This window comes from Pseudomonas sp. TWP3-1 (genome assembly GCF_049896625.1).
GTDB lineage: Bacteria > Pseudomonadota > Gammaproteobacteria > Pseudomonadales > Pseudomonadaceae > Aquipseudomonas.
On the sequence record NZ_JAFCUQ010000024.1, the window covers coordinates 1 to 12,292 of the forward strand.

Annotated in this window: 11 protein-coding genes; 3 read left to right on the top strand and 8 right to left on the bottom strand. The window is 60.1% G+C overall.

Annotated elements, in window-relative coordinates; all coding sequences use genetic code 11:
• Positions 1-200: 200 nt before the first annotated feature.
• Complete coding sequence (locus ACP7BN_RS24780) at positions 201-1,874, bottom strand: putative bifunctional diguanylate cyclase/phosphodiesterase (RefSeq protein WP_426206479.1); 1,674 nt, start codon at positions 1,872-1,874, stop codon at positions 201-203.
• Positions 1,875-2,139: 265 nt separating this feature from the next.
• Between ACP7BN_RS24780 and rep the strand changes: the two genes are divergently transcribed.
• Positions 2,140-4,149 carry a DNA helicase Rep gene (gene rep / locus ACP7BN_RS24785; protein WP_420649229.1) on the top strand — a complete coding sequence of 670 codons (2,010 nt, stop codon included), beginning with the start codon at positions 2,140-2,142 and terminating at the stop codon, positions 4,147-4,149.
• Positions 4,150-4,202: 53 nt separating this feature from the next.
• Positions 4,203-4,775: a xanthine phosphoribosyltransferase gene (locus ACP7BN_RS24790; protein ID WP_016772573.1), complete on the top strand. Its 573-nt coding sequence runs from the start codon at positions 4,203-4,205 to the stop codon at positions 4,773-4,775.
• 128 nt (positions 4,776-4,903) lie between these two features.
• Here ACP7BN_RS24790 and ACP7BN_RS24795 read toward each other — a convergent pair whose 3' ends face one another.
• The 6 genes from ACP7BN_RS24795 to dadA form a co-directional block, all read right to left on the bottom strand.
• The gene (locus ACP7BN_RS24795; RefSeq protein WP_426206480.1) at positions 4,904-6,826 is read right to left on the bottom strand and encodes an acetyl-CoA hydrolase/transferase C-terminal domain-containing protein; all 1,923 of its coding nucleotides are present in this window, start codon (positions 6,824-6,826) and stop codon (positions 4,904-4,906) included.
• A gap of 135 nt (positions 6,827-6,961) precedes the next feature.
• Positions 6,962-7,375: a c-type cytochrome gene (locus ACP7BN_RS24800; RefSeq protein WP_426206530.1), complete on the bottom strand. Its 414-nt coding sequence runs from the start codon at positions 7,373-7,375 to the stop codon at positions 6,962-6,964.
• A 182-nt stretch (positions 7,376-7,557) separates the two neighbouring features.
• Complete coding sequence (locus ACP7BN_RS24805; RefSeq protein ID WP_226500797.1) at positions 7,558-8,106, bottom strand: cupin domain-containing protein; 549 nt, start codon at positions 8,104-8,106, stop codon at positions 7,558-7,560.
• Between the two features lie 88 nt (positions 8,107-8,194).
• The gene (gene alr / locus ACP7BN_RS24810; protein ID WP_426206481.1) at positions 8,195-9,268 is read right to left on the bottom strand and encodes an alanine racemase; all 1,074 of its coding nucleotides are present in this window, start codon (positions 9,266-9,268) and stop codon (positions 8,195-8,197) included.
• 95 nt (positions 9,269-9,363) lie between these two features.
• Positions 9,364-9,717 carry a RidA family protein gene (locus ACP7BN_RS24815; RefSeq protein WP_426206482.1) on the bottom strand — a complete coding sequence of 118 codons (354 nt, stop codon included), beginning with the start codon at positions 9,715-9,717 and terminating at the stop codon, positions 9,364-9,366.
• Positions 9,689-10,993, bottom strand: a complete 1,305-nt coding sequence (gene dadA / locus ACP7BN_RS24820; RefSeq protein ID WP_420649233.1) for a D-amino acid dehydrogenase — start codon at positions 10,991-10,993, stop codon at positions 9,689-9,691. The genes ACP7BN_RS24815 and dadA overlap by 29 nt, the downstream gene beginning before the upstream one ends.
• Before the next feature lie 164 nt (positions 10,994-11,157).
• Here dadA and ACP7BN_RS24825 point away from each other — a divergent pair, with 164 nt between their 5' ends.
• Positions 11,158-11,646 (top strand): Lrp/AsnC ligand binding domain-containing protein, encoded by a 489-nt coding sequence (locus tag ACP7BN_RS24825; protein WP_010465173.1) that lies wholly within the window; start codon positions 11,158-11,160, stop codon positions 11,644-11,646.
• Positions 11,647-11,805: 159 nt separating this feature from the next.
• Here the strand turns inward: ACP7BN_RS24825 and ACP7BN_RS24830 are convergent, their stop codons facing one another.
• Positions 11,806-12,159: a YkgJ family cysteine cluster protein gene (locus ACP7BN_RS24830; protein ID WP_420649234.1), complete on the bottom strand. Its 354-nt coding sequence runs from the start codon at positions 12,157-12,159 to the stop codon at positions 11,806-11,808.
• Positions 12,160-12,292 lie beyond the last annotated feature (133 nt).

The window sequence follows — 12,292 nt, forward strand, 5'->3', positions numbered from 1 at the left end:
GCTTTTGGCCATGTGTGAGACGTTGGAGCAACACACCCCAGAGGAGCTGGCGGCTTTTGCTAAAGAAGCCATCGGCTGGATGGCCAGCCGAAGAACTTAGATGTGTAGATACCAATGCCGCGATGAGGGCGTGTCAGTCGATATCAATGCTGACTGATCCGCCGCCATCGCGGGCAAGCCCGCTCCCACAGGGGATGTGCTCAGCTCACGATTTCGAGAGGCGTCTGCTGGCTCGCATCGAAGGATAAATACTCAACCAACTCAGCCAGCGGCAACGGCTTGCTGATCAGATACCCCTGTACCTGATCACAACCAAACCCGCGCAACAGCTCAAGTTGCTCCGAGGTTTCCACGCCTTCCGCGACCACTTCCAGATGCAGGTTGTGCGCGAGGTTGATCATCGCGTGCACCAGTTTACGGTTCTCTTCGCGCTGTTCCATGCCGCCGACGAAGCTCTTGTCGATCTTCAGCAAAGTGATCGGCAGGCTGTTGAGGTGCACGAACGAGGAGAACCCGGTGCCGAAGTCATCCAGCGAGAAGCGCACGCCGAGGCGGCCGAGGGCGTCCATGGTCTGCTTGACCAGGTCGCTGCGGCGCATCACGGCGGTTTCGGTGAGTTCGAATTCCAGCCACTGCGCCTCGACCCCGCGCTCAGCGATCAGACGACTAAGCGTCGGCAGCAACTGGCTGTCCTGAAACTGGCGGAACGACAGGTTGATCGCCATGTGCAGCGCCGGCAGACCGCGCTCACGCAACGCCTGCATGTCACGCAAGGCACGGGAAATCACCCAATAACCCAGCGGCACGATCAGCCCGCTCTGCTCGGCCAGCGGCACAAATTCGCTCGGCGGCAGCAGACCGCGTTCGCTGTGGCGCCAGCGTACCAGGGCTTCGAGACCGACGATCTGCCCGTCCGCCATGTTCAGGCGCGGCTGGTAATGCAACTCCAGCTCATCGCGGCGCAAGGCCCGGCGCAGCTCGCTTTCGAGATCGGCCATGCTGCGCGCGTTGCGGTTGATGCGTTCGTTGAAGATATGAAAGGTGCAGCCTTGGGTGCTCTTGGCCTGCTGCATGGCGATGTGCGCGTGCCACATCAGTGGATCGGCGCCGCCCTGAGAGCGGGCATGCGCGATGCCGAGGCTGGAGCCGATCAACAGGCTTTCGCCGTCGACCCAATAGGGTTCGGCCAAGGCTTCGGTGATGCGTTCGGCAATCCACTCGGCGCGTTGCGGCGCGCGGCGGGTGTCGATCAGCAAGGCAAATTCGTCGCTGCCCAGACGTGCCAGTTGATCACCCGCCTCCAGCTGACTTTTCAGCCGCGCGACCACTTGCAGGATCAAACGGTCGCCGGCCTGATGGCCGAGTGCGTCGTTGGCGTGACGAAAATTGTCGAGATCGAGATGCCCCAGAGCCAGGCCGCGACCGTCGTTTTCGGCAAGGCGCGCGGTCAGCAGTGTCTGGAAGCCCTGACGGTTGGCGATGCCGGTCAGCGGATCCTGCTCGGCGAGGCGTTGCAGAGTATTTTCCAGCACGCCACGTTCGCGCACATGGCGCAGGCAACGACGCAGCATGTCGGGATCGAGCGCATCACGCACCAGCCAGTCACTGACGCCATCAGGTGCGCTCGCTGGTTCGTGCTCCAGCAACAGCACGGTCGGCAGGTTGCAACGCCCGGGGGCCGGTTGCAATGCCGCAATGGTCAACAACACCGCGTTGCGATTGTCCTCGAACAGGCGGCTGACCGAATCCCAGCTCGGCGCGCTGATCAGCACTGCCGCGCTCCCCATGGGAGCCAGACACTCGCGTAATAACGCTGTCCACGCTGGCTCTTCGGCCAGTAGCAGCAAACGCAAGGGTTCGACAGGCGTAGTCAAGCTGACTCCCTAGACTCTGCAATGATGTGGGCGGCGGGCATTATGCCGTTGCGCAGAGCAATGTCCAAATGACAACAGTTATCAAAAACCGCACTGTGTGTCATGAGTGAGAACATTAGCCGCAAAATCACCACGCATCCTGCGTGAAAGTAGCAAAACCGGCAAATTTGAATCGCGTATTGCGTCACAAGTCGGACAGAGCAGCACAATTCGCTGAGCCTGTTAAAATGCCGGCCCATTTCGTCAACGACTCCCGAATTTTTCTATGTCCCGACTCAATCCCCGGCAGCAAGAAGCCGTGAGCTACGTCGGCGGCCCTCTTTTGGTGCTCGCCGGCGCTGGCTCCGGCAAGACCAGCGTGATCACGCGCAAAATCGCGCACCTGATCCAGAACTGCGGCATCCGCGCCCAGTACATTGTCGCCATGACCTTTACCAACAAGGCCGCGCGCGAGATGAAGGAACGGGTCGGCACCCTGCTCAAGGGCGGCGAAGGCCGTGGCCTGACGGTGTGCACTTTCCACAACCTGGGCCTGAACATCATCCGCAAGGAACACGTGCGGCTGGGCTACAAACCGGGCTTCTCGATCTTTGACGAAACTGACGTCAAAGCGCTGATGACCGACATCATGCAAAAGGAATACGCGGGCGACGACGGCGTCGACGAGATCAAGAACATGATCGGCTCGTGGAAAAACGACCTGATCCTGCCGCCCGAAGCGCTGGAAAACGCGCGCAACCCCAAGGAACAGACTGCCGCCATCGTCTACACCCACTATCAGCGCACGCTCAAGGCGTTCAACGCGGTGGACTTTGACGATCTGATCCTGCTGCCGGTGAAGCTGTTTCAGGACAACCCCGACATCCTCGAGAAGTGGCAGAACAAAGTCCGCTACCTGCTGGTGGACGAATATCAGGACACCAACGCCAGTCAGTATTTGCTGGTGAAATTGCTGATCGGCACGCGCAATCAGTTCACCGTGGTCGGCGACGATGACCAGTCGATCTACGCCTGGCGTGGCGCGCGGCCGGAAAACCTGATGCTGCTCAAGGACGACTATCCATCGCTGAAAGTCGTGATGCTGGAGCAGAACTACCGTTCCACCAGCCGAATCCTGCGTTGCGCCAACGTGCTGATCTCGAACAACCCGCACGAATTCGAAAAGCAGCTGTGGAGCGAGATGGGTCACGGCGACGAGATCCGCGTGATCCGCTGCCGCAACGAGGACGCCGAAGCCGAGCGTGTGGCCATGGAAATCCTCAGCCTGCACTTGCGCACCGACCGCCCGTACAGCGATTTCGCGATCCTCTATCGCGGCAACTACCAGGCCAAGCTGATCGAGCTGAAGTTGCAGCACCATCAGGTGCCGTATCGTTTGAGCGGCGGCAACAGCTTCTTCGGCCGCCAGGAAGTCAAAGACCTGATGGCCTACTTCCGCCTGATCGTCAATCCGGACGACGACAACGCCTTCCTGCGGGTGATCAACGTGCCGCGCCGCGAAATCGGCTCGACCACCCTGGAAAAACTCGGTAATTACGCCACCGAACGCAAGATCTCGATGTACGCCGCCACCGACGAAATCGGTCTGGGCGAGCATCTCGACAGCCGCTTCACCGATCGCCTGTCGCGCTTCAAGCGCTTCATGGACAAGGTGCGCGAGCAGTGCGCCGGCGAAGACCCGATCTCGGCGCTGCGCAGCATGGTCATGGACATCGACTACGAGAACTGGCTGCGCACCAACAGTTCCAGCGACAAGGCTGCGGACTACCGGATGAGCAACGTCTGGTTCCTGATCGAGGCGTTGAAGAACACCCTTGAGAAGGATGAAGAAGGCGAAATGACCGTCGAGGACGCCATCGGCAAACTGGTCCTGCGCGACATGCTCGAGCGGCAGCAGGAAGAGGAAGATGGCGCCGAAGGCGTGCAGATGATGACCTTGCATGCGTCCAAGGGTCTGGAATTTCCCTACGTGTTCATCATGGGCATGGAAGAGGAAATCCTTCCGCACCGCTCCAGCATCGAAGCCGACACCATCGAAGAAGAACGCCGCCTGGCCTACGTGGGCATCACCCGCGCGCGTCAGACCCTGGCCTTCACCTTCGCCGCCAAGCGTAAACAGTACGGCGAGATCATCGATTGCGCGCCAAGTCGCTTCCTCGATGAGCTGCCGCCGGACGACCTGGCGTGGGAAGGCAACGACGACACACCGACCGAAGTCAAAGTCGTGCGCGGCAACAGCGCATTGGCGGATATACGCGCGATGTTAAAGCGCTAGAATTGACCACTTTTTTTTGATCAGGCGCGCGTGCGCCGAACGAGGACAGCTTCATGGAAGCACTGCACAAGAAAATCCGCGAAGAAGGCATCGTGCTTTCCGATCAGGTCCTGAAAGTCGACGCCTTTCTGAACCACCAGATCGACCCGGCCCTGATGAAGCTGATCGGTGACGAATTCGCCGCGCTGTTCAAGGACTCGGGCATCACCAAGATCGTGACCATCGAAGCCTCAGGCATCGCCCCGGCGATCATGACCGGTCTGAACCTCGGCGTGCCGGTGATCTTCGCCCGCAAGCAACAGTCCCTGACCCTGACTGAAAACCTGCTGTCGGCGACCGTTTACTCGTTCACCAAGAAGACTGAAAGCACCGTGGCCATCTCCCCGCGTCACCTGACCAGCAGCGACCGCGTGCTGATCATCGACGACTTCCTGGCCAACGGTAAGGCGTCCCAGGCACTGATTTCGATCATCAAGCAGGCCGGCGCTACCGTCGCCGGTCTGGGCATCGTGATCGAGAAGTCGTTCCAGGGCGGGCGTGCCGAGCTCGATTCGCAGGGCTATCGCGTCGAGTCGCTGGCTCGCGTGCAGTCGTTGAAGGATGGCGTTGTAACCTTCATCGAATAACCATGCCACACCGCATTAACCCTGTGGGAGCTGGCTTGCCAGCGATGGGGCCCTGTCAGCCAACATTGATGTTGGAAGATACACCGCCATCGCTGGCAAGCCAGCTCCCACAGGTTATGTGTTGGTCGTTACGGCTGTGTGGCTTTTAGGCCTGTGAGTAGCAGGCGTTGAAACAGATCTTCTTTCAAGCCTTCCGGACTGCTCAGTTGCATGCGCTCAAGATGCTCGGGGTATAGCGCAGCCTCGGGTGCGTCGAGGGCGGCTTTGCCGAGTTCGAAGATTTCGGTGAGTTTGAACTTGCTCTTCAGCCAGTTCAGCGCGCGCAACAGATCGCGCTCCACCTCGGTGAAATCACAACCCAGCGGATACTCCGGAAACAGGTTCGGATGGTTTGCGGCAATCGCCTGCAAACGCTGCGGCGTGTTGTCGGCAAAACGTGGATCGATGCGGAAATCCTTCGGCAATTTGCCGACTTTCTGCGCCTGCTCGATCAGCCCCGGCTGGAAGCGTGAATCGCTGATGTTCAACAACGCCTCAATCACTGCTGAATCTGTCTTGCCGCGCAGATCGGCGATGCCGTACTCGGTAACCACGATGTCGCGCAAATGCCGTGGAATCGTGCAGTGGCCGTACTCCCAGACAATGTTCGAACTGACATCGCCACCCGACTCGCGCCAACTGCGCAGGATCAGCACAGAGCGCGCGCCTTCCAGTGCATGCCCCTGAGCAACGAAGTTGTACTGCCCGCCAACGCCACTGAGCACGCGCCCGTCTTCCAGTTGATCAGCCACTCCGGCGCCCAGTAGGGTCATGGTGAACACGGTGTTGATAAACCGTGCATCGAGGCGCTGCAAACGCTTGAGTTGTTCCTGACCGTACAGCTCGTTGATGTAGCTGATGCGGGTCATGTTGAATTCGAGACGCTTGCTTTGCGGCAACTCACGCAAGCGCTCATAAAAACTGCGCGGGCCGAGGAAGAAGCCGCCATGCACCGAAATGCCGTCGGTTTGCGCCGCCTCATCGAGCGTGCCGGCGTTGGCCTGCTCCTGCGTTGGCACGTCGGGGTAGACCTTGCGCCGGATGATCCCGGCATCCGCCAACACCAGCAGACCGTTGACGAACATTTCGCTGCAACCGTAAAGGCCTTTGGCAAACGGCGCGGTGCCGCCCTCCTTGTGGATAAGTTGCGCCCACTGGCTGAGATTGATGTCGGCCAGCAGCGTTTGATAACCGGCATTGTCGGCCTGACGGGCGAGCAACGCCGCGGTGAGCGCATCGCCCATCGAACCGATGCCGATCTGCAGCGTGCCGCCGTCGCGCACCAGCGTACTGGCGTGCAAACCGATGAAATGATCCTGAAAACCAACGGGCATGTTCGGCGTGGAGAACAGCGTGGAGCTGTCCTTTTCGTCGATCAGAAAGTCGAAAGCATCGATGTCGACTTCGGCATCGCCCGGCATGTAAGGCAGATCGGTGTGCACCTGACCGACCAGCACAATGGTTTCCCCGGCTTCGCGGCGCTTGGCGATCATCGGCAGCAGGTCGAGGGTGATGTCCGGGTTACAGCTCAGACTGAGACGATCCGGATGTTCGCCGCTGCTCGCGACCAACTGCGCCACCAGATTCAGGCCAGCGGCGTTGATGTCACGGGCGGCGTGGCTGTAATTGCTGCTGACGTAATCCTGCTGGGCCGGCGCGCTGTTGAGCAGGCTGCCGGGCCGCATGAAAAACTGTTCGATATGGATATTGGCGGGCAAGCTGTCGCGGTGCAGATCGGCGAGGAACTCCAGTTCTGGATAGTCACCGAACACGCGCTCGACGAAGGGTTCGATGAAGCGCTTCTGCAAGCCATCGCCCAAGGTCGGCCGGCCGAGACACAGGGCGGTGTAGATCGTCAGCCGCCGCTCGGGCAGTGCTGCAATGCGCCGATACAGCGCGTTGACGAAGTGATTCGGTTTGCCCAGGCCCAACGGCATGCCCATGTGGATATGCGCCGGCAACCGCGCCAGCACGTCGTCCACCGCTTGTTCGATCGAACACAACTGCACCATCTGAAGCCTCCCGCCCGTTCCGTGAATAGAGGTACGACCGAGATTGCCGGGTCTTTGCTGCAATGAACAGCCTCAAGGCTGAATCGCAGGCACAAAAAAACCGTCCGAAGACGGTTTTTTCATCAGAAGAGCGCCTTACTTCAGGTTGGACATCTTCTCGATCGCGCCTTTCAGATCGGCGTCGGAGCAATCAGCACAGGTGCCTTTCGGCGGCATGGCGTTGATGCCGGTGATGGCCTTGGCGAGGATGCCGTCGAGGCCGCCCTGCTTGTCGGCACGTTCTTTCCAGGCGGCCGTGTCACCGATTTTCGGTGCACCCAACAGGCCGGAGCCGTGGCAAGCGTTGCAATGTTTGGCAATGATCGAGTCAGGCGTCTTGGCATCACCGCCGCCGGCACTCACAGCCACTTCCATGCCCTTGCATTCCTGACCCTGAACACACACCTGGCCGACTGGCTCGAGGCGTTTGGCAATATCGTCGTTCGTCGCAGCTTGAGCGCTGGCAGCCCAGAGGGCCAGTACGGTTGCTGGTACGGCCAGCATTTTCATAATTAGATTCACGCGTTCACCCTCAATGGTGGCTATTCACGCCTGCGGCCACGGTTCGCAGGCGGGCGCAAGTATAGCGGTTAGCCCGCCACACTGAAACAACCCCATGGTTAAAGGGGTCTTGTTGTGAATCGGTAAAACGTTGCGGGTGCCTTCGCCGTAATGGCCTGGCGCTTCTTTGCTTAAAAATTCGCCGGCGTGGCTGCGCTGATTAGTCGCGCCGGTGCATCGAACGGATTGCGGAAACGATGCGGCTTGGTACTTTCAAAGTAGTAGCTGTCGCCGGCTTCGAGGATAAAAGTTTCAAGCCCCACCACCAGTTCCAGTCGGCCTTCGACCAGAATCCCGGTTTCCTCGCCCTCGTGGGTGAGCATTTCTTCGCCGGTGTCGGCGCCCGGCGGGTAGATTTCATTGAGGAACGCGATGGCGCGGCTCGGGTGCGCGCGGCCGACCAGTTTCATGGTCACGGCGCCGTCCGAGATGTCGATCAGCTCATTGGCCTTGTAGACGATCTGGGTCGGGATTTCCTGCAGGATTTCTTCGGAAAAAAACTCGACCATGGACATGGGAATCCCGCCCAGAACTTTCCTCAGCGAACTGATCGAAGGGCTGACGCTGTTCTTTTCGATCATCGAGATGGTGCTGTTGGTGACGCCCGCGCGTTTGGCGAGTTCACGCTGGGAAAGCCCTTTGAGCTTGCGAATCGATTGCAGTCGTTCACCGACGTCCAATGTGGGAGCCTCCAGATGTTGTAGAAATATTGAGCGTTATCATGGCGACAGCGTTCAGTATTTACAACACTTGACCCCCGCTTGGGCGTCAACCCTCGGAATAGAGCCTTGGCACCCGACGCAGGTTGCAGAAAATCTGGTAGGGAATGGTGCCCGCGCACTTCGCCACCTCACTGGCGAGGATATTCTTGCCCCACAGCTCAACGGTCGAACCGAGGTCGGCTTCCGGCACATCGGTCAGATCGACACACAGCATGTCCATCGATACGCGGCCAAGAATGCGGCTGCGTTTACCGGCCACCAGAACCGGCGTGCCGGTCGGTGCCTGACGCGGGTAACCGTCGGCATAACCCATAGCCACCACGCCAATGCGCATCGGCTTGTCGGTGATGAAATGTGCGCCGTAGCCGATCGGCTCGCCCGCCGGCAGTTCGCGCACGCTGATGACTTTCGATTCGAGGGTCATTACCGGCAGCAGACGCCCGGCCACGGTGTGGGCTTCTTCGAACGGTGTGGCGCCGTAGAGCATGATGCCCGGACGCACCCAGTCGCTGTGGATCTGCGGCCAGCCCAATACGGCCGGCGAGTTGCGCAGACTGACTTCGGCAGCCAAACCCTGGCGCGCGGCCTCGAACACTGCGACCTGATCGGCGCTGCTCTGCTGGTGCAGTTCATCAGCGCGGGCAAAGTGGCTCATCAAGACAATTTTCGAAACCTTGCCGCTGGCCAGCAGACGCTGATAAGCCGCCGGATAATCTTTCGGATGCAGGCCAACGCGGTGCATGCCCGAATCGAGCTTCAGCCACACGCTGATCGGCTTGCTCAGCGTGGCCTGTTCGATCGCTTCGAGCTGCCACAGCGAATGCACCACGCACCAGAAATCATGCTCGACGATCAGCGCCAGCTCATCGGCTTCGAAAAAGCCTTCAAGCAGCAGAATCGGTGCGCGAATCCCGGCGGCTCGCAGCTCCAGCGCTTCTTCGATGCACGCCACTGCAAAACCATCGGCCTCGCCTTCCAGCGCCTGGGCGCAACGCACCGCGCCATGGCCGTAGGCATCCGCCTTGATCACCGCGAGGGCCTTGGCCTTGGTGAGTTCACGGGCGATCTGGTAGTTGTGGCGCAGGGCTTGAAGGTCGATCAGGGCACGAGCAGGACGCATGGCGGCAGACTTCTAGGCGGTCATGGGAATAAAAACCGGCGCTGGCTGACGACGTGAACCGCCAACAGCACCGGGAGAGGGATCTTTACAGCGGGTTACGGCAGCGCAGCGACAATCGAGATTTCAACCAGAATGCTCGGCTTGGCCATCTTCGCTTCGACGGTAGCGCGGGCCGGCGCGGCGCCTTTGGGCAGCCACTGATCCCACACCGAATTCATCCCGGCGAAGTGCGCCGCGATGTCGTTCAGGTAGATGGTCGCCGACAGCAGGTGCTGTTTGTCGGTGCCGGCCAGATCGAGCAAGCGCTCGATATTGGCCAATACTTCGCGAGTCTGCTGTTCAATTCCGGCGTCGAAGTCATCGCCGACCTGCCCGGACAGATACACCGTAGCGTTGTGGCTGACGATCTGACTCATGCGCTCATTGGTGAGCTGGCGCTGGATTGCCATGTTTTGCGGACTCCTGAGGTTTATTGCCGTAACGGGAAATATCGAGGCCGGCGGCGCTGATCTGCGGCGTTTTCTTCGCCATCAGGTCTGCCAGCAATCGGCCGGAGCCGCAGGCCATGGTCCAGCCGAGCGTGCCGTGACCGGTGTTGAGGAACAGGTTACTGAACGGGGTCGCACCGACGATCGGCGTACCGTCCGGCGTGGTCGGACGCAGGCCGGTCCAGAAGCTCGCTTCGGCCAGATTGCCGCCCTGAGGATAAAGGTCGTTGACGATCATCTCCAGGGTTTCGCGGCGGCGCGGATTCAGCGACAGGTCAAAACCGGCGATCTCGGCCATGCCGCCAACGCGGATGCGGTTGTCGAAACGGGTGATCGCGACCTTGTAGGTCTCGTCGAGGATGGTCGACGTCGGGGCCATCGCCGGGTTGGTGATCGGCACCGTCAGCGAGTAACCCTTCAATGGATAAACCGGGGCCTTGATGCCCAGCGGCTTGAGCAGTTGCGGCGAGTAGCTGCCGAGCGCCAACACGTAGCGGTCGGCGGTTTCCAGCTTGCCGTCGATCCACACACCGTTGATGCGATCACCGGCGAAGTCGAGGCGCTGGATGTCCTGACCGAAGCGGAATTCGACACCGAGATTGACTGCCATTTCGGCGAGTCGTGTGGTGAAGATCTGGCAGTCGCCGGTCTGATCGTTCGGCAGACGCAGGGCGCCAGCGAGGATATCGGTAACGCCTGCCAGCGCCGGCTCGACCCGGGCAATGCCGGCGCGGTCGAGGACTTCAAACGGTACGCCAGACTCTTTGAGTACGGCGATGTCTTTGGCCGCGCCATCCAACTGCGCCTGCGTGCGGAACAATTGCGTGGTGCCGAGGCTGCGGCCTTCGTAGGCGATGCCGGTTTCAGCGCGCAACTCGTCGAGGCAGTCGCGGCTGTACTCGGACAGACGCACCATGCGCTCTTTGTTCACTGCGTAACGATTGGCGGTGCAATTGCGCAGCATCTGCGCCATCCACAGGTATTGGTCGATGTCGGCGGTGGCCTTGATCGCCAGCGGCGCGTGACGTTGCAGCAGCCACTTGATGGCCTTGAGCGGTACGCCCGGCGCGGCCCACGGCGAGGCATAACCCGGCGAGACCTGGCCGGCGTTGGCGAAACTGGTCTCCATGGCCGCGGCAGGCTGGCGGTCGACCACCACCACTTCAAATCCGGCACGGGCCAGATAGTAAGCACTGGCGGTACCGATGACGCCGCTACCCAAGACCATAACGCGCATTTTTGTATCCCTCATCGCGGCGTGCCGCGCATGTCTGTTGGCTCTGTAGTCAGAGCAATGATGCGCGCAGTGTAAAAAAGAATGGCCAGTGCTTTTCACTGTATAAGCGCCTATATTTGGCGACAATTCTCGGCAAAAACCCTTTTCACGGAGGCGCATCCCCTATGCGTACCAACACTCAGACCAAACGTGAGCTGGACAAGATCGATCGCAACATCTTGCGCATCTTGCAGGCCGACGGGCGGATTTCCTTTACCGAACTGGGTGAAAAGGTCGGCCTCTCCACCACACCTTGCACCGAGCGCGTGCGGCGGCTGGAGCGCGAGGGGATCATCATGGGCTACAACGCCCGGCTGAATCCGCAGCACTTGAAGGGTAGTCTGTTGGTGTTTGTCGAGATCAGCCTCGACTACAAATCCGGCGACACTTTCGAAGAGTTCCGACGCGCGGTGCTGAAACTGCCGCATGTGTTGGAGTGCCATCTGGTGTCAGGGGATTTCGACTATCTGGTGAAGGCGCGGATTTCCGAGATGGCCTCGTACCGCAAGCTGCTGGGCGACATCCTGCTCAAGCTGCCGCATGTGCGCGAGTCCAAGAGCTACATCGTGATGGAGGAAGTCAAAGAGAGCCTGTGCCTGCCGATTCCAGACTGAGATTTGTTGGGCCTGACCCGGCCCTATCGCTGGCAAGTCGAATCGTCGCACCGCAGCTCCCACAGTGATTGCTGGCGGTCACAAAAATATGTGTCCACCACGATCCTGTGGGAGCTGGCTTGCCAGCGATGGCATCGACTCGGCCCAAAGCAAAATCCGCTAAACCAAAACCTGCCGATTCTCCGCCATGTATTCGAAAATCTGCTTCTCGACACGCGGATGAATCAGCTCCACCGGCCCACGCCCATTCGGGCACGGCAGGGTTTTGGTGGTGCCGAACAAGCGGCAGATCAGCGGCCGCTCGCCATACACCGTGCAGCCATTCGGCCCCAGGTGCACACAGTTCAGTTCTTCCATTGCCGCATCCTGCTCGGCGCGGGTCTTGCGCGGCAAACGCGCCATTTCTTCCGGCGACGTGGTAACCGGCCCGCAGCAGTCGTGGCAGCCCGGCACGCAGTCGAACGAAGGAATTTGCTGACGCAGGGTGCGGATTGTCTCGCTGTTGCAGCTCATCGACGCGGTAACCAACGTGAAATAGGCGGCAATTGTGCCGCAAAACCTCCGATCCAGACAGCAACGCCCGACCAGTGTTGCCCACCTTCGGGCGTGCGGCTTATGCTCCGTCAAATTTTCTCGACACCCCCCG

Bases quoted from the DNA above. Each gene is read 5' to 3' on its own strand.
- rep (WP_420649229.1), top strand. From the start codon at position 2,140: ATGTCCCGACTCAATCCCCGGCAGCAAGAAGCCGTGAGCTACGTCGGC.
- ACP7BN_RS24790 (WP_016772573.1), top strand. From the start codon at position 4,203: ATGGAAGCACTGCACAAGAAAATCCGCGAAGAAGGCATCGTGCTTTCC.
- ACP7BN_RS24795 (WP_426206480.1), bottom strand. From the start codon at position 6,826: ATGGTGCAGTTGTGTTCGATCGAACAAGCGGTGGACGACGTGCTGGCG.
- ACP7BN_RS24800 (WP_426206530.1), bottom strand. From the start codon at position 7,375: ATGAAAATGCTGGCCGTACCAGCAACCGTACTGGCCCTCTGGGCTGCC.
- alr (WP_426206481.1), bottom strand. From the start codon at position 9,268: ATGCGTCCTGCTCGTGCCCTGATCGACCTTCAAGCCCTGCGCCACAAC.
- ACP7BN_RS24815 (WP_426206482.1), bottom strand. From the start codon at position 9,717: ATGGCAATCCAGCGCCAGCTCACCAATGAGCGCATGAGTCAGATCGTC.
- dadA (WP_420649233.1), bottom strand. From the start codon at position 10,993: ATGCGCGTTATGGTCTTGGGTAGCGGCGTCATCGGTACCGCCAGTGCT.
- ACP7BN_RS24825 (WP_010465173.1), top strand. From the start codon at position 11,158: ATGCGTACCAACACTCAGACCAAACGTGAGCTGGACAAGATCGATCGC.
- ACP7BN_RS24830 (WP_420649234.1), bottom strand. From the start codon at position 12,159: ATGAGCTGCAACAGCGAGACAATCCGCACCCTGCGTCAGCAAATTCCT.